Source organism: Erwinia persicina (assembly GCF_014838825.1).
GTDB lineage: Bacteria > Pseudomonadota > Gammaproteobacteria > Enterobacterales > Enterobacteriaceae > Erwinia > Erwinia persicina_A.
Map to the genome: position 1 here is coordinate 894,722 of NZ_JACYMO010000001.1, position 25,010 is coordinate 919,731.

20 protein-coding genes and 1 pseudogene are annotated in these 25,010 nt (G+C 53.8%); 8 read left to right on the top strand and 13 right to left on the bottom strand.

The genetic code is table 11. The annotated features are described in order from the left end of the window. Window positions 1-28: 28 nt before the first annotated feature. The 9 genes from IFU29_RS04145 to evgA form a co-directional block, all read right to left on the bottom strand. Window positions 29-2,620 (bottom strand): fimbria/pilus outer membrane usher protein, encoded by a 2,592-nt coding sequence (locus IFU29_RS04145; protein ID WP_244633611.1) that lies wholly within the window; start codon window positions 2,618-2,620, stop codon window positions 29-31. A gap of 52 nt (window positions 2,621-2,672) precedes the next feature. Continuing rightward, on the bottom strand, window positions 2,673-3,425 hold the full coding sequence (locus IFU29_RS04150; RefSeq protein ID WP_191932786.1) for a fimbrial biogenesis chaperone: 753 nt from the start codon (window positions 3,423-3,425) through the stop codon (window positions 2,673-2,675). Then, window positions 3,422-4,168, bottom strand: a complete 747-nt coding sequence (locus IFU29_RS04155) for a fimbria/pilus periplasmic chaperone (protein ID WP_191932787.1) — start codon at window positions 4,166-4,168, stop codon at window positions 3,422-3,424. Before IFU29_RS04155 ends, IFU29_RS04150 begins: the two co-directional genes overlap by 4 nt. A 9-nt stretch (window positions 4,169-4,177) precedes the next feature. Then, entirely contained in the window at window positions 4,178-4,741 is a 564-nt protein-coding gene (locus tag IFU29_RS04160) for a fimbrial protein (protein ID WP_191932788.1), read from the bottom strand. A gap of 21 nt (window positions 4,742-4,762) precedes the next feature. Continuing rightward, entirely contained in the window at window positions 4,763-5,305 is a 543-nt protein-coding gene (locus tag IFU29_RS04165; RefSeq protein WP_191932789.1) for a fimbrial protein, read from the bottom strand. Next, entirely contained in the window at window positions 5,289-5,942 is a 654-nt protein-coding gene (locus IFU29_RS04170; RefSeq protein WP_244633612.1) for a fimbrial biogenesis chaperone, read from the bottom strand. The genes IFU29_RS04165 and IFU29_RS04170 overlap by 17 nt, the downstream gene beginning before the upstream one ends. A 151-nt stretch (window positions 5,943-6,093) precedes the next feature. Further along, entirely contained in the window at window positions 6,094-6,606 is a 513-nt protein-coding gene (locus IFU29_RS04175; RefSeq protein WP_191932791.1) for a fimbrial protein, read from the bottom strand. A 258-nt stretch (window positions 6,607-6,864) separates the two neighbouring features. After that, window positions 6,865-10,461 carry a response regulator gene (locus IFU29_RS04180; protein ID WP_342214438.1) on the bottom strand — a complete coding sequence of 1,199 codons (3,597 nt, stop codon included), beginning with the start codon at window positions 10,459-10,461 and terminating at the stop codon, window positions 6,865-6,867. 4 nt (window positions 10,462-10,465) lie between these two features. Beyond that, window positions 10,466-11,080, bottom strand: coding sequence for an acid-sensing system DNA-binding response regulator EvgA (gene evgA, locus IFU29_RS04185; protein WP_191933120.1), 615 nt, complete (start codon window positions 11,078-11,080; stop codon window positions 10,466-10,468). Window positions 11,081-11,707: 627 nt separating this feature from the next. Between evgA and IFU29_RS04190 the strand changes: the two genes are divergently transcribed. From IFU29_RS04190 to IFU29_RS04205, 4 genes are all read left to right on the top strand, one after another. Continuing rightward, window positions 11,708-12,475 (top strand): efflux RND transporter periplasmic adaptor subunit, encoded by a 768-nt coding sequence (locus IFU29_RS04190; RefSeq protein ID WP_342214439.1) that lies wholly within the window; start codon window positions 11,708-11,710, stop codon window positions 12,473-12,475. A 216-nt stretch (window positions 12,476-12,691) separates the two neighbouring features. Further along, window positions 12,692-13,018, top strand: coding sequence for a hypothetical protein (locus IFU29_RS04195; protein ID WP_062742702.1), 327 nt, complete (start codon window positions 12,692-12,694; stop codon window positions 13,016-13,018). A 370-nt stretch (window positions 13,019-13,388) separates the two neighbouring features. Continuing rightward, window positions 13,389-14,684, top strand: a complete 1,296-nt coding sequence (locus tag IFU29_RS04200) for an MFS transporter (protein ID WP_191932793.1) — start codon at window positions 13,389-13,391, stop codon at window positions 14,682-14,684. 15 nt (window positions 14,685-14,699) lie between these two features. Then, the gene (locus tag IFU29_RS04205) at window positions 14,700-15,506 is read left to right on the top strand and encodes a substrate-binding domain-containing protein (RefSeq protein ID WP_191932794.1); all 807 of its coding nucleotides are present in this window, start codon (window positions 14,700-14,702) and stop codon (window positions 15,504-15,506) included. Here IFU29_RS04205 and IFU29_RS04210 read toward each other — a convergent pair. Further along, entirely contained in the window at window positions 15,481-16,380 is a 900-nt protein-coding gene (locus IFU29_RS04210) for a LysR family transcriptional regulator (RefSeq protein ID WP_191932795.1), read from the bottom strand. The two genes, IFU29_RS04205 and IFU29_RS04210, sit on opposite strands and share 26 nt — an antisense overlap. A gap of 180 nt (window positions 16,381-16,560) precedes the next feature. Next, window positions 16,561-17,028 carry a GNAT family N-acetyltransferase gene (locus IFU29_RS04215; protein ID WP_191932796.1) on the bottom strand — a complete coding sequence of 156 codons (468 nt, stop codon included), beginning with the start codon at window positions 17,026-17,028 and terminating at the stop codon, window positions 16,561-16,563. Window positions 17,029-17,119: 91 nt separating this feature from the next. Between IFU29_RS04215 and pdxR the strand changes: the two genes are divergently transcribed. Further along, window positions 17,120-18,604 (top strand): MocR-like pyridoxine biosynthesis transcription factor PdxR, encoded by a 1,485-nt coding sequence (pdxR, locus tag IFU29_RS04220; RefSeq protein ID WP_191932797.1) that lies wholly within the window; start codon window positions 17,120-17,122, stop codon window positions 18,602-18,604. Between the two features lie 18 nt (window positions 18,605-18,622). Further along, window positions 18,623-19,604, top strand: a pseudogene (locus tag IFU29_RS04225) (aldo/keto reductase). Window positions 19,605-19,704: 100 nt separating this feature from the next. On the opposite strand, the gene IFU29_RS04230 reads toward IFU29_RS04225, so the two are convergent. Further along, entirely contained in the window at window positions 19,705-20,694 is a 990-nt protein-coding gene (locus IFU29_RS04230; protein WP_191932798.1) for a nitrilase family protein, read from the bottom strand. A 100-nt stretch (window positions 20,695-20,794) separates the two neighbouring features. Between IFU29_RS04230 and IFU29_RS04235 the strand changes: the two genes are divergently transcribed. Continuing rightward, on the top strand, window positions 20,795-21,667 hold the full coding sequence (locus tag IFU29_RS04235; RefSeq protein ID WP_191932799.1) for a LysR family transcriptional regulator: 873 nt from the start codon (window positions 20,795-20,797) through the stop codon (window positions 21,665-21,667). Window positions 21,668-21,740: 73 nt separating this feature from the next. Here the strand turns inward: IFU29_RS04235 and IFU29_RS04240 are convergent, their stop codons facing one another. Further along, a complete protein-coding gene (locus tag IFU29_RS04240; protein ID WP_191933121.1) occupies window positions 21,741-22,754 on the bottom strand; it encodes a zinc-dependent alcohol dehydrogenase family protein in 1,014 nt (337 codons plus the stop codon). Window positions 22,755-23,054: 300 nt separating this feature from the next. Here IFU29_RS04240 and IFU29_RS04245 point away from each other — a divergent pair, with 300 nt between their 5' ends. Continuing rightward, a complete protein-coding gene (locus IFU29_RS04245; protein ID WP_191932800.1) occupies window positions 23,055-24,992 on the top strand; it encodes a hypothetical protein in 1,938 nt (645 codons plus the stop codon). The last annotated feature ends 18 nt before the right edge of the window (window positions 24,993-25,010 follow it).

Below are 25,010 nucleotides of genomic sequence, written 5' to 3' on the forward strand. Positions count from 1 at the left end.
GCGCCGCACAACTTTGCGCGGCCTGATATCAGAGGCATTCGCCGTTAAGTTGGATAACCGGCATCTGTGCCGTTGTTTTGCGTTCCCGGAGGTCGTAGATGACGCGGCATTGCTTATCGCTGCCCTTGCCCCAGGAGACGGACAGTTGACCTTTTTGCGGCAGGCCGGTCAGATACACCTGACCGTTGTCACCCACGATGCCGGTAATATCTTCATGACCCGCGCTCCCCTGCAGTGAGGCTGTGGCGCCGAACGGGACCAGGGCCGATCCTCCGCGACGTTTCAGGGTCATCAGCACCTGATAACCCAGCCGGGTGGCAAAATCGGTTTTCACTACCGCGCCATGCGTTGGATATATCGTCTGCTGGTTCTGCGGCAAATCGACGTTGTCCGGTAACGTGCCCGGATCCAGGCCAACACTGTTACGGCTGTAATCGGACAGATAAGGCACCACGGCGAAACCACGGGCATCGGTTTTACCGCCACCACTGGACAGGCTGACCCCTTCCGCACCCGGCGCGCTCACCAGCGCCACGGAACTCCCCAGCGAGCGCGACAGCGTCACACCTTCAGAGTGAACCACCGCGCCACCGCTCAGGTTGAGGTTCATTGAGCGCATGGCTGTTGAATAGCCGTAACCCGCAGAAACGTTCCCTTTACTTCCCTGATAACCCAGGTTGAGGTTGCTGTTGCTGGCCTGATGCTGATTGCCCCAGCCCTGCATCGCGCTGTATGACAGCGCACCGTCGCGGTTACTGCCGGAAATCCCTGCCTGGTTCTGGGTACGCCCGTGATTGTCGTGCGTGATCAGGCTGTTGGCGTAACTGTTTTGCAGCGCAGGCGAATAGCTGAAAATACTGAACGGCACACTCATGTTGAACGAAACCTGCCGGTTTTCCGGCCAGTCGCCGTTGCCTTTCATCCGGTCGACGGTGTAATAAACGCCATAGCTGATGCCACGAACACTGCCGTTATAGCCAGATGAGAGACTGGTCAGCGTTTTGGTAGATCCCCAGTAATCATCGCGAGTGGCGCGCAGGCTGAGCGATCCGTATTCGGCAAGCTGCTGAGTGACCTGGGTCTGAAAGCTGCTCCGACGCCGGCTGAGTGTCCAGGGTGAAACCTCCTCCTTTTGCGCATAGCCCATGCTGTTGTACTCGCCAAAACTGTAATAATTCCGGGTGGAGTAACGCAGCGCGGTCAGATCAAAGGAGGTTCCGGTGGTCAGTAAGCTTTTGGCATAGCGTAAGCGCCAAGAGCCGCCCGCCTGACGTTGGTTATCCTCTGTCCGGGTGCTGGAAAAGGTCGCATCGGCAGACATCGCGCCCAGGTCGCCCAGCGACACGCCCGACCCCATGCTCAGCGCACTGTAATTCTGCGACGTCAGCAGGCCACCGTAGAGCGTCAGATTTTTCGGTAAACCGTAAACCAGCGTCGCCAGCATAAAGGCTGATTCACGTGATCCTTGCGTGGTGCCGCCATCATAACGGCCGGCAGTCACTTCATATTTCACCGCCCCCGGACGCAGCATCACCGGCAGGGAGGAGTACGGCACCACGAAGCTGTGCACGCTGCCATCCGCTTCTGTCACTGCCACGTCAAGGTCACCAGACGTGCCTGCCTGATAAAGATCGTTGATTTCGAACGGCCCGGGCGCAACGTAGGTTTCATAAACAACATAGCCATTCTGACGCACGGTAACGCGGGCGTTGCTGCCCGCCACGCCGTTAATCAGCGGCGCGAAACCCCGCAGCCGTGAAGGCATCATCTGTTCGGATGAATTCAGTTGCACCCCGCGGAACGGCACGCCGTCCAGCACATCGCTGCCGGTATTGGCTTCCCCCATCGTCAGGCGTGAACGCCAGTCGCGAATATCACGCGATAAGTAGGTGCTGGAAAAACGCGTGCTGTTGTTATCGTTGCCACCAGCGTCAGAATGGCTGTGTGTCAGGGTGCTGCGCAGACGCCATGCACCGGCATTGGCACCGGTCTGCACGTTGGCAAACAGGTTATTGCTGGTACGGGCATCGCTGTTAAGCCTTTGCTCATTGCGACCGGCACTGACGTTGTAGTTAAGCAGCATGGCAGGGATCCCGTCGTCCCACTGAGACGGATCCATCTGGCTGTCTGCGCCAGGCTGCATCGCCACCTGCGGAATACTCACGTCCAGGCGCAGGCGTGATAAATCAAATTTCACCGCCGACTGTGGGATCAGTGTGGTCAAATCCTCTACCGGCTTGTCGTGGGCTAAGCCCTGGAATGCGGGTAACTGGTCAACGTTAACGCCCAGCTCAGTCAGCAACCCGGGGGTCAGCGCTGGCGCGATATTGCCGCGCGCATTTTTGGCAAACGTCAGCTCGCGGGATATCGCTTCGTGCTGGTTGACAAAAATCGTCACCGGGTAAGTCCCTTCCGCCATGCCGCCTGCCTGTGAAAACGCAGAAAGATCGACATCAGAGGTGCCGGCACCCAGCATCAGCAGGTCCGGGTCAAAATAGTCAGCGGCCCACGCGTTCTGGCCCCCGATGACGATAAATAGCGCAAGCGTCTTGCGCAGGAAGGCGCGGCTGCTGGCTGCGATGTCGTCAGTCCCTATACAGGATGTGAATTTCTTACTCAAGGTGGTTCCCTGCTCTGCAATAAATGATTAGCCATGCCGGTTTGAGCCGGCATTAAAATGTCTGGCGCTGCACTGGCGTCGCCCGGCTGTCTTCACCGATCGCCTGCCATTCCACCGCGCTTCGCGAACCGCGTGCGACGGGATAACGTTGCTGGCCTTTTGGCGGTACCAGCTTGCGCAGCTCTGCGGCTGGCAGTGGCTTATCCCCCACTTTCAGCTGACTGAAATTGATGTAAAAAGGGGTCGGATTATCGACAACCAGTGCATCACCTTGCAGGCTGAAAACCAGCTGTTCAGATGCCCTGGTGACGCCACCAGCCGGCAATCCCTGCGGTCGGTAAAACAGCTTCATGTTGTTCACTAATGCCACCACCAGTTGCCCCCCGGCCTGACGGGTTTTATCCGGTACCGACGGGATCCCTTTTACCGAAAGGTAAAAAATGGACTCCCTGTCCTGCGGCAGAGAACTGTCGGTGAGGCGGATCCGCAGCGTCAGCTGCTCGCCAGGGTCAACACGTTTCAGCGGCGGCGTCACCAGCATCGGGATGGCCTTTGCCGGTGCGCTGATGTCCCCCGCCGCCGGTAAGCCGGTGTTAACATCAACGGCGCGTATCCATGACTGCATCAGATAGGCCCTGGGGGTATTGTTGGTCAGTGACCAGGTGATGCCTTTGTTCTCCGCCCCCGGATAGACCAGCCGGAACTGATTCACTGACAGCCCCTCCGGCGGAGCCTGTGCAGCGAGGCACGGCGACGTCGCTGTCAACGCGGCGATCAACACAGGCAGTATCAGCAAAGGCTTCATGGCTTTTCTCCGCGTTGTACGGCCGCTGAGTGCAAGGGACTGTTACCCCCATAATCATTAATGACACTCCACTGTGCCTGTCGCACAGGCCCGTTGACCGGGTAACTGGCCTGTGAGAAAGGCGCAATCATCGGCACAATCGCGCGCGCAGCGACCTCCCTGCCGTCAAACACCAGACGGGAGAGTGTCAGGAAGTAAGGGGTCGGATTGTTCACCACAACGTTGCCGTCCTGATGATGAAACGTCAGACGCCCCTGCGCGTCTTCCGCGCTCAGTGGCAAACCCACCGGGCGATAAAACACCTTGATGGTGTTCTTAATACCCACTGATACACGCGCCGCCAGCGAGGTATCTTCTGACGCACTGGATTGCGTCATCGACGGAACAGCCATCGCGGTGAAATAAAACACCGATTCGCGATCGGCAGGCAGCGCCGCGTCCCCTTTGCGCACAATGCGCAGCGTGTTTTTGCTGTTCGCTTCCAGACGGAACAGCGGTGGCGTGGTCATAAAGGGTGCGGCTTCACCGCCCTGCGGTGACCCGATTACCGCCGACTGCAGCAGATAGGGCCGGGAGCCGTAGTTTTGAACCGTCAGCGTTTGTGTGCTGTCGGTGGACAGGAAAATCACCCGTGTACGACTGAGGCTGACGCCTCCCTCTGCAGCGGAGACATCCTGCATCAGCGACATCATGAACCCGATCACCAGACCGGTCCGGCGTAAAAATGGAGGAATAAAATGCACAGCGACCCCTTACTGGTAGGCAAAATCGAAGGTCACGCTGGCATTCAGCGCCCCGCTTCTGGTGGCGGTATCACTGCATTTATTGCCACAGGAGAGCGCCGCTTTAAGGGGAATGCTGACGCTGCCCCCGTCAAAATGGGTTTGGTCCAGGGCTACCGGCAGCAGCGTGTTGTTATCCACCACGTCCCCTGTTGAGGTGACAAGCCGTACCCCGTAATTAATGGCCTGGGACGCTGCCGGTTGCAGGAACAGGAAGTCGCCGGAACCGGTATTACCTGCGCCAGAGACCTTCACGCCAGGTTTTTGCACCGCACCGACAAACCCGGCGCATTGCGTGAGGGTGATCGTCAGCGGTAACGGATCGGCCAGGCTGTCCCCGTTTCTGATGGCGGAAGACTGCACTGCACCAAAATCAATTACCGGCGGCGCTGAAACCTGACAGGTAGGTGCCTGAAATGTCGCCGTAAACTGCACGTCAGTGGCCATCGCCCCGGTGGACAGGCTCAGCAGGCACAGGCAAAGCGAACCCCTCAGGGCAACGAAGTGCTCTGATAATGTGTTTTGATTTTTCATTGTGTCTGTCTGTTAAAAGCGTTAGGGAAAAATAAAGGCGAATGTGATGTTGGCATTTACTGCACCCGCCGTCAGCGGCGGATCGCCGGCGCTGCGCACCAGGCCAACAGAAAAGGGCTGAACAGAGCCGCCATCGTCCTGAGCGATCGCCACCGTATCGCCGGGCGCGACCGTTCCAGCCGCGTTATAAAAATCTTTCAGATTGTTCAGCGTGCCTTTTTTCAGCATAAAACCGACGTGGCTGGCCGATGAATTACCCGCACGGAACAGCCGCGTATCAGTGAGTTGGGACGATTCACCACTCACCGTCATTGATGGCGCCTGCCCTTTCATCCCTTCACAGTTCACACTCACGTCCAGCGGAAGAATTTGCGCAGTCCCGTCTGAGAATTCCGTAATATTGTGGCGATCGAAGCGCAGGGTTGGCGTGTCGATCGCGACCTGGCAGTGTCCATCCATCACGGTGGCGGTAAAGTCTGTCGTTGCTGCGATGGCCTGGCCGACGGTTATTCCGCACAACATCAGCAAGATGCCTGACGAAAACGAATCAATGAAGCGCGCCATGGAAGGTCTCCGTACCGCCGAAATCGTTAATGGCAACCCACTGCGCGTTCCCCTGCACGGCGCTCACCGGATAGAGACGGGAAGCGTAGGGCGCGATCATGCTGGTGCCTTTGATCACATCAAGCGGAACCTTTTTGCCATCGATCGTCAGTTTGTTGAGCGAGATAAAATAAGGTGTCGGGTTTGTCACTCTGGTGGACTGACCCTCGCGAGAAAACTGCAGTTTTCCCATCGCTTCTTTCTGGGTGATCGGTAAATTATCCGGGCGATAGAACAGCTTCACGGTATTACCGGTAGCAACCTGAAGGTTACCGCCGACGTTGTTTTTCTTGCTATCGTCAATGGCTTTCCCGGTCGGAATGGCCGTGATAGTTAAATAAGATACCGACTCCCGATCCTGCGGCAGACCATCCGACTTTTTCAGAATACGAATTTTATTATCAGCATCGGGTTCAATGCGAAAAAGCGCAGGCGTTGGCATAAATACACTGCTTGCAGACTTCGCTGTCAGATTGTCATCAATGCCGACGCTAATGAGATAAGGTTGACGATGAGACCGGTTGCTGATATCAATGCTCTTACCACTTTCCGATGCCAGGTAAATAATACGTGATGCACCAACAGCGATATTCGCCATTGACACGGGCACCTGTAATATAATCAGGCTAATCAGTAACACCCATTTTTGATATAACTTCATTGTCTTTTCTGCCAGTAAAATGAAAAGAGAGGTTGTACAGAACCTCTCTTTTCTGAACGCTTAATTCCCCGTGACGGGCAACCTACACTTAGTTGCTGATGTAGGAGATTTTGATCGGTGCATGGTAAGCACCCGGCATGACATTCGCTTTGTCCAGTACCGCCATACCGGTGCTGAAGGTATAACTCAGTGAACCAGACGCATCAGCAACCACAGGAATGCTGGTATTGTTGGTCACTGCCGTGGTGTTGTCTTCACTGGTCAGCATGAAGCCTGCGGTCTGTGCCACATCACTCATAAAGAGTGTTTCATTACCTGCACCCACGATGCCGCTCACCTGCAGCGCACCGGCTTCATTTTCGCTACAGTTTTTCAGGGTAACCAGCAGTGGCTCATTGCCAACCTGCTTTTTCGGCGTGTCAAAATCAGTTTTATTAAAAGAACCGACATTCAGGGTTGCAGCACCATTATTTGCGGTAACTTCGCAAGTGGTATCGACAATTGTCCCTTGCAGCTCAACGTCAGCCTGAGTGGCAGCCTGAACCTGTCCCGCGACCGCAAAAATAATAGCAACGGGCGCAAGAGCGATAATTTTTTTCATTATAAAATCCTTCGTTAAATAGATGTCATTATGACAGAGATAATACGTACATCAGTCTGTCTCAACTGATGTGCGTATAATAAACACACGAAGGAAGGATAAATATGGGAGGGGGATTATTTCAATGAAAGGCTCAGACTACACGTGTAGGCAGTAGATTATTTCAAACCACTAACACCCAGCCTGAGATGGAACCGGCACACAAAAAATATGTTATAGCTCATCTCAGAGAACAATAAAACTCCGGTAAAGCATGGCTTACTGCCCGGTGGAATGGGAATAATGTTTAATGGCGGCATTAAACGCCGTTATTTGCTGTTTAAGCCGCTCAGTACCCTCCTGAATGACGTGGTATTCTCCGTTCGCCAGGGCATTTTCTAACGTCTCGGCCAGCCGCTGTAACTCCGTCGCGCCAAGAAGCTGCATCGTACCGTTGATGCGGTGCAGATGGTGTTGCAGTAACGTCCATTCCTGTCGTCCGAATGCCTGCATAGCGGCGGTGAGATCCTTATCATTCTCCACCCGCGATTGTTCCAGCATCTGGCACATCAGTTTTTTATCGCCCAGGCTGTGCGCCTCAAGTGTCGGCATATCCACAAACGCTTCCAGCATCAGAAGGTTCGCGGGAAAATGTGCACCACTGAGCGCGGCTTTTAACTGCTGCAGGTCGATGGGTTTAAACAGACACAGGTTCATGCCTGCTGCCATGCACCGCTCTTTTTCATCCGTCTGTGCATTAGCCGTCAATCCCCAGATTAGGATCTGCTGATGGATTTCCCGAACCCTTTTCGTCAGCGTGATCCCGTCCATGTCTGGCATATTAAGGTCGGTTATCAGCAAATCATACTCACGTGAATTGATCAGATTCAGTGCATCCACCCCGTCTTCCGCTTCATCAACGTGATATCCCAGCGTATCCAGCTGCCGGCGCAGCAGCAGGCGATTGACCGGGTTATCTTCGGCAATCACGATGCGCAGCGTCGCCGGAAGATCCACCTCCTCCTGCGCCATCAGCGGCTCACCCTGCGCCTTGTCAGAAGTGCCTGTCATCAGGGTGACCGTCATGGTGGTTCCCGTGCCAGGCTGGCTGGTAATATTGATTTGCCCGGACATACGCTCGACTATCTCCCGACAAATCACCAGCCCGAGCCCTGATCCTGCACTGCGTTTACCCAATGCGGTCTGATGGAATGGCCTGAACAGCTGCTGCTGCTCTTGTTCGCTAATTCCCGCGCCGGTATCCCTGACGCTGAGTGAAAGAAACACCCGTTCCTCGCCCACCGCCTGGGTATGCGCTATCACGTCAATGGCACCTTCTGAGGTAAATTTCACCCCGTTGCTGATCAGATTCGCCAGGACCTGTTTCGTCGCCTGAGGATCAAGCCACAGCATCTTCCCCTCTTCCAGACGGCAATCGGTTGTCAGCCGGAGGTTTTTCTGGCGTGCAAGCCCCTCAAAATTTGCCACCGTGGCGTGGATAAGCGATCGGAGATCCACCCATTCAGGTACCAGCATAAAGTTACCCGACTCGATCTTTTCCATATCAAGGACATCACCAATCAGGCCAATCAACGTTTGCGCCGTGCTGTAGGCCAGATCAATCGCCTCTCTGGCTTCTTCAGGGCTCTGCTTATGCGTGGTTAACAGCTCAAGGAAACCCATAATGGAACTGACCGGCGTGCGGATCTCATGGCTCATATCCGCCAGGAACCGGCTTTTAGCCTGGTTGGCATCGATAGCTTTATCTTTCTCCACCTGCAACGCTTTCATCAGTTGCCGTGATTCCGTGATGTCCTGCCACCCGCAAATCAGCGTGGCGGGCATGTTTTCCGGCATCTGACATGAGGTGAGCCAGTGCAGAATAAGCCGGTCCTCTTCACCGTTGTTCAGCATCATCTGGTGGGTGATCACCTCCTCCGGGATCAGCCCCTGCTGGATGTCCTGCTGAACGTCAGGGAATATTTCCGCCAGCGGACTACGCCGGTCATAAAGGGAATAGCGCAGGGCATCACGCAGTGTCGGGGTAAAAAATTCGTTAAACGCGCTGTTAAAACTTTCCAGCTCTCCCTCGGGGGTGATCACGTAAACCGGCACCGGGATGGCATTAGAAAGCGTCTGTCGCAAGATCAGCTGATAGCTTAACGCGGCCTGAGAGGCTTTCCCCCGGCTGATGGCGCGCAGCAGGTAGACGCCCCACAACAGGCTGCTGATCACCAGCAAGGCCGCCAGGCCGGCCACCAGATAAAATGGCCGGTTGTACAAATTCCAGGTGCCTATTTTGACATCCGGTGCCTTAACCCATTTTCCCGCGACGTTCAGAATTTCTTTCGGTGGAATATCATCCAGCGCTTTATTAAGAATACTTTGTAATTCCAGCGAGCCGCGCGGAATAGCAAAAGCAATCTGTGCTGAAGGCTCATCAGGGATCCGCGTGTAACTCATTTTTTCAGGATAATAGTGATCGATGATAAACCGCGAAGCCAGTTGGGTAGAGACTACGGCATCCACCTCTCCCAGCATCAGTTTACTCAGCGCGGTACTGGTGTTTTCGGCGATCACCCACGTCACGCCGGGGTATTTCTTTTTGAGTTTTTCACTCAGCGGATGATAAGCGGGGATCGCCACGCTGGAACCGGGCATCAGCATCTCCGGCTCATCGCTGCTGGCGCGCGTCACTAAAACAAAGGGAGTGGCGATAAAGGGGTGCGTGAACAGCATGTCTTCTTCACGCTCGACGCTATAGGTGGCCGTCGGCACCAGATCCCAGCCCCCCCTGCGCATAAGGTCGACCATGTCGCTGTTGGAATTAGCGATCACCGGCTGGAATGTTAACCCGGTCTGGATCTGGATCAGGTTCAGGATATCGCCAAGTAATCCTCTGATTTCATTGTTGTCATCCATCATACTGAGCGGGGCATAATACGGATTAATCAGCACCTGCAACACGGGATGCCGGGCTATCCAGCGTTCTTCCCGTGGCGTAAATTTCATCGCCTTATTTAAAAATGACACATTGCCGGTATCGACCCAGGATTGTGCTACCTGTTTGTGTGTCTGTTCACTCAGGGAACTGATAAAGGTGTCGAGGATCCCCCGCAGTTGCCGCTGATTATCCAGCACGACAAAGTGGTTACCTGTCTGAGGTTCACGCCAGAATTTCACCATTTGCAGCGACTGATAAAAATCACGGGTAAGAATAAAGCTGGAGGTCAGGTTGTTACCGAAGAAATAGTCGTTTTGCTTATTCGCGACGGAGGCCAGCGCAAGATAATTATCAGCATAGGCAGTGATTTTGGCTTTCGGGAACGCCAGTTTTATAAACTGTTCCGGGGGATATCCCCGCTTTATCGCCACCCTGACGTCGTCTTTCTCATTGTAAAGAGGATTCATCACATCGGACTGACGGCTCACTAACGTCGGAAAGGCACGGACCAGCGGTAATGACGCCAGATACGGCGGTGTCAGTGCCTCATCGCCAGCGGGTGACGTGAGGATGGCGTCGATGCTGCCATCCCGGAGCGCGGTTAATGCTGTTGCCTCATTAGCGTAATGTTTGAGGGACAGCGTGACCTGCAGAGACTTTTCCAACAGCAGCAGATAATCCGCATTCATTCCCCGGTAACGCCCCGTGGACGTATTCATGTTGAGCGGTGGGGTTTCGGTACCGTAAACCCCAATAGTCAGTGAGCGTTTGGCGGCAAGCCATAACAGGTCGAAATGGTTTAAGGGAAGCGCGGGCGTATAAACGTCGTAATCGCTGGCAAGCGTTAGCGTCTCCGGTTGAGGCGTGGCGGCCCGTGCCGGACATAACACCGACAGAAGAATAATAAAGCAACCGATCGCTCTGATTTTCACGCCCTTAACCAATTTTATTGCGCTGGGCAAAAGAGAAGAGTTCCATCAACGACTTGCAATTCAATTTTTCCATTAAGCGACTTTTATACGTACTCACTGTTTTATTGCTCAGGCACATATCAGAGGCAATTTTCATATTCTCTGCCCCGCTCAGAATATAGCGCATCACTTTGATTTCCTGACTCGACAGAGATTGTAACATTTGTTGCTCAGAAGACAGGCTTCCCATAAAAGCGTGCAGCGACAATGGGAAATAGCTGTAACCATTGAGAGAGGCATTTACGGCGGCGATAATATTCGTCATTCCCTCTTTTTTACTGATAAACGCATTCGCACCGGCATCCGCGCTGCGTTTGCCATAGAACAAATCATTTTTTGCAGAAACCACAATGATAATACGGCTAAAAGCCTGCTTCCTGAGTTTCTCTACCACTTCGATACCACTCATTACCGGGATATCGACATCAATGATGACCAGGTCCGGATAGTGCTCCTCCACCAGTAACAGCGCTTTCGCGCCATCTTCAGCTTCCCCGACAACAGAAATGCCTTCACTTTCAAGCAGTGTTTTGATCGCCATGCGAGCCAGCGGGTGATCGTCAACAATGACAGCATTCAGCGTATTTATTTTTCTCATGCTATAGCATTCTTCTTTTCCGGGAACGGATTGATATTGAGTCTATATCATCCCTAAAGCCATTGCCATTGGCGTTAAAAGAAATAGTCAGCTTTAATTTAAAATAGTATTTTGGACTTCATGTGTAGGACGCCTCCTGCAAAAATTTCCGACAAACCCCCTGTATTTGAACAGAACTAAAGATTAATCTTACTCGATAAATTTTAAACCTGACATTTAATTTGCTCTGTACAGCCAGCTATGCAACGCGTGAGGTTTTATATTCAATAGCCCGCCGGGATAAGATTTTTCATGAAACAACGGCACAATGCAAAAACACATCGCATTCAGTTGCCCCTCAAAAAAATAAATAAAACACGATTATTTTTCAGCCTGATTATTTTTATTTCGTGTTTTCTTTTCACCAACAGGGGGCAATTTAACTACTGCCCTATACCCAGCACCAGGGATGCTTCTATTACCGGCAACAAAATCACCGTACCTGCCCCCCTCAGTGGCCGGGTGGCGCACGTCCACCTACCCTCCAACGACTGGGTAAACAATGGCGATATCCTGGTGAGTATGGACAACACCGACGCGCTGAACCGGTACAGACAGGCAGAGAAAACATTGTCGGACACAATAAAAAAAAATCAGGACCGCTATGTCAGCATTGACCAGAATAACACCCGTATACTCAAAGCCCAGATGGCCTATCAGCAGGCACTTAATGAGTATCACCGACGGATCCTGTCAAAAGGCGCGCGGGTGATAGCAAAACACGATCTGCAACAGTCACTCAAAGCCGTCGACAGCACCAAACACGCCCTGGATGTTGCTATCCGCAAATACCGTGAAAATCAGCAACGGCTTCAGGCAGCAGATGCGGCTCATCAGCGGCAAATATCGCAGGCAAGGAAGGAACTACAGCAGGCGCAGCAGGCGCTTTTACGCACTCAGGTACGAAGCCCGGTAGCCGGGTATGTTGTCCAGCGCCATGTTGATGATACTGCGAGCGTCACTGCCGCCCAGCCTCTGATGACGGTGATGCCCGCCGGTGAGATGTGGATAATGGCCAACTTCAGTGTGGCACACCGTTGCGGACTGACGGTCGGACAAAGGGCATCGATTGTCACTGATGTTTATGGTGCCAGCGTGGTGTTTGACGGACATATTGAAGAGATTCTGTTGACCCCGGATAAGCCACTGCCGCGTCTGTCCGCGCCCAAAAGCGCAACAGACCGGGACAAGACGCTAAAGCGCATTCCCGTGCGTATTTCACTCAATCCTCTGCAACTGGGACATTTTCCCTTGCGACCCGGGGCAAACCTGAAGGTCACGCTTGTCCCACCCCGTTCATCTGTCATCTGTCATCGCCCGGCCAGCGGGCATGGCTGACAGGTGTTATTGTCCAGGTAGCGAACGAGCCGATTAATCTGTCCAGCGTTCTCAATCCCAGCCAGAGGGCCGGCTGGACGTTCTGGCCTCAGGCAATCCTGCCGGTGGAAAAATGCTAAACTCGGTGCCGGGGTTGATACCCGGCAACAATACGGATGCCCGCGGGCATCGTTGACTTCAGATACAGACACCGTCTGGATATGGCAGGGCACTATCGTGAATGAGACAGACTTTACCTTATGCAGTCTTCCTATGCTTTACTCACGCAATAAAAACAGGACGTACCACGAACGAATAACCCGCTCCCTGACCGCGCTGCTGACGTTCATGAAAGCTAACGAGCTGTTCGCGAAAGATCCTTTCAATGAAGACGGAAGTTTAAATAAAGCGTTTGAGTTAAAACAATCTGAAGTCACCCCGGAGGGCGTGGAAATGTTCAGGAAGGTCGTTCCGGGCTGGTTTACTTATTTAGATAAAGGGGGAACCGTTGATAACCTGTCCCGCCTGGAAAAAGGCCTGGAGAAAATCAGAAATCCCGCCTGAAGCAGCCCGGTGGCAGATGCCGAAACGGTTTTAACACCGGCATGCTGCTGACACCAGGCGCGGCTACTTTTTTCAGGGACGCGTCACAAACGTCGTCCCTCCTTTTATCCCCCCTCAGCCTTTCCCCCCACCTGCCCCGTATGCGCCTTGTCACAAAACCGGTAATCCATATTTTCGTCTGTAACGAACCGGGTGAACAGACCCACCCCTGTTAATAGCCTGTTACAGCTTATCTGCCATGATGGTTAAAACTCATTGATGCGCCAGACGCATGAATCGATGAGTTAATTGCGCTTATTTACGCTATTTTTCTGATCCAGTCTGCAGCAACAGGCGCGGCAAAAGCGTCAACGACAAACTGGAGATAACCATGCATTCCTCTCACGCCCTTATGACCACCCGGGCAAGAATTAGCGCGATACTGCGCGTGACTTCTGGCAACTTTCTTGAGCAGTTCGACTTTTTCCTGTTCGGATTTTATGCCACTTACATTGCCCATACCTTCTTTCCGGCCAGCAGTGAATTTGCCTCATTAATGATGACCTTCGCGGTCTTTGGGGCAGGCTTTCTGATGCGTCCGATTGGTGCCATCGTGCTGGGTGCCTACATCGATAAAGTCGGCAGGCGTAAAGGGCTGATTGTCACCCTGTCGATAATGGCCGCAGGCACCTTCCTGATTGTGCTGATCCCTTCCTATCAGACAATCGGCATCTGGGCACCGCTGCTGGTGCTGGCGGGCCGCCTGCTACAGGGCTTCTCGGCGGGCGCAGAGCTGGGGGGCGTCTCCGTCTACCTGGCGGAAATTGCCACGCCGGGCCGTAAGGGCTTTTACACCAGCTGGCAATCCGGCAGTCAGCAGGTGGCGATTATGGTCGCTGCGGCCATGGGCTTTGCCCTCAATATGCTGATGGAAGAGAGTGCCATTCGCGATTGGGGCTGGCGTCTGCCTTTCCTGTTTGGCTGCCTGATTGTGCCCTTTATCTTTTTACTGCGCCGTAAGCTGGAGGAGACCGAAGAGTTCACCCGCCGCCGCAACCCTCTGGCGATGCGCGAGGTGTTTACCACCCTGTTAGCAAACTGGCAGGTGGTAATAGCCGGTATGCTGATGGTCGCCATGACCACCACCGCGTTCTATCTGATCACCGTTTATGCCCCCACCTTCGGCAAGAAGGTCCTGATGCTCAGCGCCCCGGACAGCCTGCTGGTCACGCTGCTGGTGGCAGTATCGAACTTCCTCTGGCTGCCGGTAGGGGGCGCTCTGTCAGACCGCTTTGGCCGCAAACCGGTGCTGGTGACCATGGCGCTGCTGGCCCTGGTCACGGCCTATCCGGCGCTTCACCTGCTTGCTCAGGCCCCCAGTTTTTCGATGATGCTGGCGGTGCTGCTCTGGCTCTCCTTCCTTTATGGCCTGTATAACGGTGCTATGATCCCGGCGCTGACGGAGATCATGCCAGTGGAAGTGCGGGTGGCCGGTTTCTCGCTGGCTTACAGTCTGGCCACCGCCGTGTTTGGCGGATTTACCCCGGTCATCTCCACCGCGCTGATTGAGTACACCGGGGATAAGGCCTCACCGGGCTACTGGATGAGCTTTGCCGCCGTCTGTGCCTTACTGGCAACGCTTTATCTGTACCGCCGCATCGGCTTATCACTGCAAACCGCAGGTTAAAACAGGGACGCTATCATGCAAAAATTTTATTGTTTACTCCCGGCTACGCTGCTGCTGTTTTCCGTCAGCCAGCGCGTACCGGCCGAAGAAGTGACCGTGATGATTTCAGGGGGCTTTAAAGCGGCCCTGGAAAAACTGGCCCCGCAGTATGAAGCCAGCAGCGGTGACACGATCAGGCTGGTTCCCGGCCCCTCAATGGGGAACAGCCCACAGGCGATCCCGTCGCGGCTGGCACGGGGAGAAAAGGCCGACGTGGTGATCATGGTCGGTGACGCGCTGACTCATCTGGCACAGGATAACCGGCTGCAACCCGGTTCCCGCGTGGAGCTGGCTGACTCACCGGTTGGCATGGTCGTCAGACAGGGGGACCCTGAACCTGATATTAATAACGCGGCGGCACTGCGTCATACCCTGTTGCAGGCCAGATCGGTAGCGTATTCAGACAGCGCCAGCGGCCGCTATGTCAGCGGCCAGCTGTTTAAAAAACTGGGTATTGAAGACGAAATGAAGCACAAAGCGCAGATGATTGAGCGCATTCCGGTGGCGTCCGAAGTGGCCAGAGGGAAATATACGCTCGGTTTCCAGCAGGTCAGTGAGCTGCTCCCCGTTGCGGGGGTCACCTTTATTGGCAAACTGCCGGCCGATCTGCAGTACGTGACCCGCTTTGCCGGTGCGGTCACCGCGAAAGCAGATCATCCCCGGGAAGGCAAAGCGCTACTGGCTTTTTTATCTTCGGCTTCGGCACAAAACGTTATACAGGCCAGCGGCATGGTCACGGTCAGCGCTGAACACCCTGTTACGCCGCGTGATACTGTTCCGTGATCAGCTTTTCAAGTTCGGCAGCAAGGTAAGACTGCATCCGTCCGCTGCGCCTGATCAGCCCCACCGTCCGCCTGACCACCGGGTCAGTCAGCGGTACGGATGTCAGGACCGAATATTCTGACGAGGGCATCGACATCGCCGGGACGGCGGCAATACCGACCCCCGCTTCAACCATGCCCAGCATGGTGGTGACATGACGGGTTTCGCAGATACTGGGGCGCTCAGGGATGATGTGTTCCAGCATCTGATCGAGCAGGTTACGGTTGCCGGAGGTCTTATCCAGCCCCACATAGTCCTGCTGATAGAATTCCCGCCACGTCAGGCTTTTTCTGCTGGCGATGGGACCATCGCGCCGACAGGCCGCCACGTAGACATCCCCCACCAGCGGCAGAAATTCGATATTGGGTTGCAGACTGCGCGCAAAACAGAGGCCGAAGTCCGCCTCACCGCTGGCAACGGCTTCGATAACATTCCCTGCGCTGCTATCAATAATCCTGACGCGTACCTGCGGGTAGCGGGCCTGAAAACGGCGGATCACATCAGGCATAAAATAGTACGCCGCCGAGGGCACCGTGGCGACGGTAACCAGCCCGACGCGTTCCTGACTGACCTTAGTGATATCCCCTAATAGTGACTCAACATTAAACAGCAGCTGGTCGGAACGCGCCGCGAAGGTCTGCCCGTAAAGGGTCAGCGTCACGCGCCGGGTGGTTCTGTCGAACAGCCGGATGCCCAGCGCAGACTCCAGCTTCTCAATCCTGCGGCTCAGTGCCGACTGAGACAGGCAGCTGGACTCGGCTGCAAGCCTAAAATTACCGTATTCAACCAGTGCGCGGAAGGCGTAGAGATCGTTGAGATCAAAATTGACGGGCATAGCGACAGATATCCTTTCAGCGTCGGCAGGGAAAGACAACCTGCCTGAGCTTACCCATTAGCCCGCGACGGGTAAAGCAATCCCGGCAGGCGGGCAAAATGGCCTGCGCCATCTGCTCTCCGTCCTCCCCTGACCGCCCCGATCTGATTATGGAGAAAACGACGCGACGGATACGTCGCCTTACAGCGGCATTCTGTACTGGATCACGCCAGGTTTCTCGGCCACCCGATCGTACAGCCGCTGGGCCGTGGCGTTCTTTTCCTGGGTGTGCCAGTACAGCCTGTCGCACTGCCGCGCACGGGCCTGTTGCTGAACATATTCAATCAGCTGTTTTCCCGTCTCTCTGCCGCGACAGTGGGGGGCAACAAACAGGTCTTCAAGATAGCAGTACTCACTGACCGCCCAGGTGGAGGGATGAAACAGGTAGTGAGCAAACCCGATAACGGTTTCCCCCTCCCGGGCAACCGCACAAAAAATGGGGCTGTCAGCGTCAAAAAAACGCTGCCAGGCGGCGGCCGTAGCGTCTTCAGATAACTGAACTTCGTAGAAAGCCTGATAACTCAGCCAGTGTGGCAGCCACTGTGCGTAATCTTTCTGTTGAACAGGCATGACGGCAACTTCTGCACTTTCTCTCATTTTATCAATCATTTATATTCTCCTCATCGTTAAGAAGATGCAAGAGTAACGCGCACAGTGGTATCCTGTAAGATACACTTTATTGAAATTTTATGGATCCACTTTGCGCCCAGAAAAGAACGTTGCCAGCTTCCCTGGCCTGCTGCTTAAAAAAGGGAAAATTAAAGAACAGTTCTATCAGGTGATTAAAGAGATGATCCTGACCGGGGAGCTTAAAGCCGGGCGGAAGCTGCCCTCCAGCAGAACGTTTTCTGAAATGATGGCCATTTCAAGGAACTCCGTACTGTCGGGTCTGGAACGCCTCTGCGATGAGGGCTATCTGACAACCCGACAGGGCGCGGGCACCTTTGTTGCCCCGGTCATTCCTGATGAGATGATCCACACCGCCGCTGTGGCCCCCTCCCCCCAGGCAACGCAGGAAAAAAGCCGCCCCCGGCTGAATCCGCAGACGCAGGTGATGAAGCAGCTGTGGGACGCCACGCTACCCCACTCCGGGCAAAACCTGACGTTTAATATTGGTATCGGCTGCACGGACTTATTTCCCTACGCGCTGTGGGGGCGGCTGTCCGGCCGCCTCTGGCGGCAGTATCGTCAGCTGGACGGCAGGCACAATGAAGTGATGGGGTACCGACCGCTGAGACAGGCTATCTGCGACTATGTCCGCACCACTCGGGGCCTGAACTGCACAGAGGAGCAGATCCTGATCGTCAGTGGAACCCAGCAGGCGATGAATCTGGCCGCGCAGGTGCTGTTACAGAAGGGGGATGAAGTCTGGCTCGATGAACCGGGATACGACGGTGCCCGGGGGGCGTTTACCTCCACGGGTGCGGTCATCCGCCCGGTGAACGGGGATAAACAGGGAATGGACATCGCCAGCGGTATCCGGCAGTGGCCCGGGGCGAAAATGATCTTCACCTCTCCTTCCCATCAGTTTCCGCTGGGCGGAACCCTGAGTCTGTCCCGGAGAATGGCACTGCTGGAGTGGGCTGCAGAGCGTGATGCGTGGATCTTCGAGGATGATTACAACAGTGAATTCCGCTATGCCGCCCAGCCGATTCAGGCGCTGCAGGGGCTGGATCAGCACCAGCGGGTGATCTACGCCGGAACCTTCTCAAAAATGATGTTCCCGGGGTTTCATCTGGGCTTCCTGGTGGTGCCTGAACACCTGGTGGAACCCTTTAAAATCGCGAAGTACTATGCGGACACGCGGACGGCTTATCAGGATCAAACCCTCCTCGCCACCTTTATCGCTGAGGGGCACTATGCCCGCCACGTCAGGCGGGTGAGGAAAGCCTGCCAGGAGCGCCAGAGGGTCATGGCGGAGGCCATCCACCGGTATCTTCCCGACATCCTCAGCGTAGAACCCGCCGATTCCGGCATTCATCTTGTCTGCTGGCTGGCGGAGCACCTTGACGGTTCGGTTATTATTGCGCACTGTCGTCAGGCGGGTTTGGGCGCGCAACCCCTTTCACGCTACTGCCAGACGCGGCCGGAAAAGCAGGCGATCCTGTTCGGCTTTGCCGCACATACACCGGCGGAGATCGTTGACGGGATCAGGAAACTGGCCCGGCAGCTGGCCAGAAAATAACCCCCTCAAGGAGGCAGCATGCAGTACACCCCCCTCGGCAACAGCGACCTGAACGTTTCACGCATCTGCATGGGCTGCATGGGCTTTGGCGACCCGACCACCGGACCACACAGCTGGACGCTGGACGAAGCGGAAAGCCGCGACATCATCCGCTACGGGCTGGAAAACGGTATCAATTTTTTTGATACCGCCCTTGCCTATCAGAACGGCTCCAGTGAGCGCTATGTTGGCAGGGCATTACGCGATATGGCAAAACGGGATGAGGTGGTGCTGGCGACGAAATTTCTGCCGCGTACCGCGCAGCAAATGGCAGCGGGGGTGACGGCTAAAGAGGCCATTACCCTCTCACTGACGCAGAGCCTGCAGAACCTGGGTATGGATTACATTGACCTCTATATCTGCCACAGGTGGGATTACCACACGCCGATCCTGGAGATTCTGCAAGCGCTGCATCAGGCCGTGACCGCCGGTAAAGTCCGTGCGATAGGCCTTTCCAACTGCTTTGCCTGGCAGCTGGCCAAAGCCAATGCCCTTGCGCGGCAGGAAGCCCTGACGCCGTTTGTGTCGGTGCAGAGCCACTACAACCTGATCATGCGCGAAGACGAGCGGGAGCTGGCCGGGTTATGCGCGGAAGATAACATTGCCATGACGCCCTACAGCGCCCTGGCCAGCGGCAGGCTGTCACGGGCAGCAGACCCGGCGTTCCCGTGAGGACAGCTACGCAAAAGGCAAATACGACAGTACTGCCGACGCGGACCAGGCGATCATCAACCGTGTCAGTGAGCTGGCTTCGCGCCGGGGCGTGTCGATGACCGAAGTGTCGCTGGCCTGGTTACTGACCCGTGTGACGTCACCGGTAGTCGGTGCCACCCGCCGACACCACGTTGACGGTGCGGTTAAGGCGGTTCACCTGAAACTGAGTGAGGACGAGATTCACTTTCTCGAAGCCTGTTACCAGCCGCATAACCTCACCGGGATCATGGCTGAAAACCGGCCATGATCCCGGGTTAACGGGCGACAGTTCCCCCTGCCAGCCTTTCATCACTGATGATCCGCTCCTCTCGCACGGGGGATGAAGGGCTGGCCCGGCGACCGGGCCGTTACCGATCCTGCCGGCGGGGGATATCCGTTGAGAATCTGGCGCTGATCGCGTCGCGCTCATAGCCCTGCGGTTCGGTCAGTATCTGGTATAAGTCCGGGCGACGGCCGTGGATCCACCGCCGGCCCGTACTCATCGCCAGCAGGGTTAAATCGAGTTCGGCACTGACCATCGCATCCTCCGCCGCCCAGGTTTCTGCCACCATCCGACCATAGGGATCAAGGATCATCGCATTGCCGGTACGCACTTCGTCCTGGTCTGCGCCCACGCCGTTACTGAATAACACAAACAGCCCGTTGTCATGGGCGCGGGCGGGTAACCAGCGCATCAGCCATTCCCGGCCGCTGGCCCCTTTAAATGCCGCCGTGATTTCCTCTTTGCGCGTCGCCCGTTGCGCCCAGAGCTCCAGCGGGATCGGCTTCATGGCACAGGGACTGCGCGACTGTGTTCCCCCGGTCTGGTGCGGGGCAAGCAGAATATCGGCACCGAGCAGCGCCGTGGCGCGCACGTTCTCAACGAGGTTATTATCCCAGCAGATGAGGATCCCCACTTTCACGCCCCAGGGGGTATCAAACACGGTGAATCTGTCGCCGCTGCTGATGGCCGGGTGCTCAAAAGCGTGAAGCTTGCGGTGCGTATGCACTGAACCGTCGGGCATACAGGCCACATAGGCGTTATAAAGACGCCCGTCATCGGCACGTTCGATCAGCCCGGCACCGATCAGCATCTGATGTTTTATCGCCAGCGCACGGATCAGCGCCAGCGAGGGGCTGTTGTTCACCGGTTCAGCCAGCGCAGACACCTCACTGGCGGAGAGCCGGGGCACATGCCAGTAACCGGTGATACACATTTCCGGGAAGGTCAGAATCTTTACCTGTTGCAGGGCGGCCTGCTGAATAAACTTCTCCATGACCAGCAGGTTGTACTGCTTATTTCCGGCCTGATGCTGAAACTGTACGGTGGCGGCCTTGAGGGGGGTTCTCTCTGACATGATGAAACTCCAGAAGTGATCGGAAATACATTACAGCAGGCTGTCTGATAACGGTATAATCAAACTATTTTCAATTCTGATAACTTTCTGGAATGTCCTCATGAATCTTCGGTTGCTGAACGCCTTCGTGATGCTGGCAGAAAAAGGAAACTATGCCGAAGCCGCGCGGGCCCTGTTTATCTCGCAACCGGCATTAACCAAACAGATAAACCTGCTGGAATCACAGCTCAACGTCGCTCTTTTTTCACGCGGACGACACGGTACGGCGCTGACGTCCGGCGGTCGTCGCCTGCTGCCGGAGGCGCAGAAGGTGCTCGGGCAGACGCGATCCTTCCTGCACCATGCCGGACAGGTGGCAAAAGGCCACGAGGGCACTCTGGCGGTGGGATTCGGACTCTCCAGTTTTTACCTGGCCCCACAGTATCTGGCCGAATTTCGCCGGCATTTTCCCGGTGTGGAGGTCAAGTTAACCGACCTGCCCTCCGCGCAGCAGTATGCGCAGCTGCAAAACAACGAACTCCAGGTGGGATTTGTTCGGGTGCCCCCTGCTGCACCGCTGGATTATCTGCCGCTGTTTACTGACCGTCTGGTGCTGGTCGCGGCGGATACCTCGTCGGTCAGCGTGGCTGACTGTTTGAAAAAGTGGCCTCTGCTGCGGCTGCGCACGGAACGCGGCCGCGGTCTGAATACCCAGATTGATCGCTATATGCAGGACAACGGGCTGCTTGCCTCTGCCACTCAGCTGGCTGAGGATATTCATACCATCGTCGCCCTGGTGATTGCCGGTATTGGCGTTGCGTTATTGCCACAAAGCGTTATTCACATTGCGCCTCCGGGGTTAAATATTATTCCGTTAACTGGCAAGTCGATAAGCTGGCAGATTGGCGTCGCCTGGAATGCCTGCGGTGAGGATGTCATCACGGATAATTTTATTGCGAGGATAAGAGCGGGCAAACAGGGGCTTGCAGGTTAGCGATATGCCGTGCCTGACATTAAACAGCCCGCTCATTTTTTTGGAGCGGGCCTCGGAATTTAACCAGCAACAATCACCAGCTCACGCACACCTTACCCAGGTGTTTGCCGCTTTGCAGATGGGCAAATGCCTCGCCTAAGCGGTCATAGCTGAAGACGTTGTCGATGACCGGTTTCTGCGCCATCAGCGCCAGCGCATTGACATAGTCGATCTGATCCTGGCGGCTGCCGACGATCAGCCCCTCAATGCGCACCTGTTTTGCCAGCACGCTGAAGACGGACAATGCCGCATCCGTGCCGGACAACACGCCGATCACGGCAATATGGCCGCCAACCTTCACCGCTTTCAGGGATTCATTCAGCGTGGCGGGGCCACCCACTTCAACCACGTGATCAACACCGATGCCACCGGTCAGCTCAAGGACTTTGTCGCCCCACTCTGGCGTCGTGCGGTAGTTAATGGTGTCATCTGCGCCCAGTTCGCGCACTCTCGCCAGTTTCTCATCAGAGGACGAGGTGGCAATCACCCGCGCACCCATCGCTTTGGCCAGCTGCAGCGCGGCAATGGAAACACCGCCGGTGCCCTGCACCAGTACCGTTTCACCCGCTTTTAAGCGGCCATTAACCACTAATGCCCGCCACGCGGTCAGGCCGGAGGTGGTGATGGTGGCGGCTTCCACGTGCGACCAGCCTGCCGGCGCGTGGGTAAAGGCGCTTTCCGCGCGCACGACACTTTCACAGGCCAGGCCATCGACGCCATCGCCAGGCGTATGGGCAAATCCGCCCACGGCCGGGGTCGCTTTACCTGCCGCCCATACCGGGAAGAAGGTGGAAACCACGGCATCACCCACGCGGAACTCCGTTACGCCTTCGCCTACCGCCTCAACAATACCGGCACCGTCAGACAGCAGGATACGGCCATCGTCAACGGCCATGCCGCCTGTGGCCACCATCAGGTCATGGAAATTGAGCGAGCTGGCTTTAATTGCCACTCTGATCTCCCCTTTACCCGGCTGCCCCGGATCCTTGAGTTCGGTGAGCGTCACGCTGTCGAGATTAAAGGGGGTATTAATCACTACTGCTTTCATCATCTTCTCCTGATTGATACATAAATGGCGTATGTCATTCATTCACAGCCGTCAGATATACACCCGATGCGGATTAGCATGATAAGCACATCGCGCTGTCAACAGAATGGGTCGACATGGAACATCCGACTTTCACCCGTAATCTGTTTTTCCACGGGGAGTATAAGAGAAATTTTGCAGGATTTTATCATCTCAATCTGATATCTTAAGATTTATCTCATTCAACCATTACAAAAAATAAAAACTAAGAACAAAATGTAATAAACAGGCAAAGATTTACTTAAAAAAGGAATTTAATAAATGCCCGGCAATAAAAAACCCAGAAAAAAAACACCAACTCAGAAAAGCAAAAAAAATAAAGAAAAAGCACATCAACTTTCTATTGAGTATTACTCACTGGCATTCGCTCACGTTCATCAATATCATCTAAATGATATGATGGAAATCTCGAAAACAACCCGAAAAGAACTACACCAGAATTATCAAAATGAAATAAAGCAAAATAAAACCCTGGTAATAGACGGAGACGAAGCGTGGAACATACTTAACAACTTCCTCGTGAGGATCGAAAGTAAAATAAAAAAAATAATTGAAGATCATTCTGAATTTTTCTGGTTCCATCTATATCGACGTACTTCACCAGGTAGCATTGCTGATACGCATGAAAAGAGAGATGCAAGTACAATCGCTTCCGTACGCTTAACACTGGAAACAGCCTTTTTAAAATATGCAAAAAACACTGCTAATGACATGTGTTTAAGTAAAGATATTTCAGCCAGAGACGTGCTGGGTGGAATGTTTTACAGTTCACTTTTAGAAAACAATTATCATCCAGATATGATCGAAAAATACTGGAAGCTACACCAGGAAAACACACAGTGGGTGATGAAAGAGTATAGTCCTGAGATTCACCAATCTGTTTACCTTCTTGAGAGCTATGCTTATGAGTACTGGCGAACCACTGCAAAAATGCGTGCTATCGGTAAGGGCGTGAAACTGCTTCTTAATAAAGATGGCTCTTGGAAAGAAATCAGAACCGAGGAGCAGGATAACCTGATTCTCAGCTATGACCGAAGACTAGTGCGTGGGAAGAAATACCTCAGTTCTGCAAAAGGCCTACCCAGCTTTAGAGATATTAAAGAAGATTTTTTCCAATCAAGTTTTCTAGGTATGCGATATAATTACGACAGATATAAATTCATTGATATTTTCCATGCTGAAAGCCCATTAAGCAATGAGATCACCAACTTCATACCACTACCTGTTGATTTTAAAAGTTTCATCAGGTCCCATAAATCACTGAAAAAACCTTTCCTTAAGAGAATGGGTTTCTCTCTGGAGACTTTCTTTTCATTTTTGCAGGCTCTTTCTTACAATCATATATTGTATCGAACCAGTAAGTTACAGAATGACGAAAATTCTGCCCTCAAAGTTTGGTCTATAATGCAACGCGCATATTCCACGACAAGTTTTACGCTGGAAGAACTCAGCCATAACATCGTCCAGACACTAAAAAGTTTTCCTGGTAAAAAATATCAGGAGCAGAGCTTAACCTCTGAAGAAATTCTTAAAGCATGTGAAAATTTCACCCTTAATCAAAGCACTAAGGAGCGTCTCTCCCTGTGGTCTTTCGGTCCGCGCCCCGTAATTTTTCCATACAATGATATTTTCATTATTGACCTTGGTGGTGTACAAACCATTTTAGAAAATCTTTTTTTCGGCATGAGAGAAAATAATCAGGAAAGAGGGCTTGATTTTGAAAATATTTTACGAGATGAAATTTCCACCCAAGGTTATGAATTACTTCCAGTTAGAAATCTGACCCGTCCTGATGGCAAATATCGTGAAACTGATTTAGCTATACGTATCGGTAATACTCTGATTTTATGTGATTGTCGAAGTACAGAAAGACCGCTGGATTGGATTATTGGCAAGCCATCAGTCCTTAAAATTCGTAATGACCTAATGCAGGATAAAATCAATCAGGTTTTAAGTATCAAACACTTTGCCTGTGAAAATCTGCAAAAATTAAATGGTGATTTTTCATGGGTAACAGACGTTGTATCGCTGGGCGTGGTTACCGACATCGAGTGGATTGATTCTCTGGAAGATCAATTATGGTTAGATAAAAAAAATGATCTACCTGTGTTAATGAGTGCCCAGGAGTTATTAGACTTGCTTGAAAAGATGACTTTAGCACTATCAGTTTCATCAGATTCAGAAAACCCTATCTTATAAAGAGAGCACCAGGGTTAC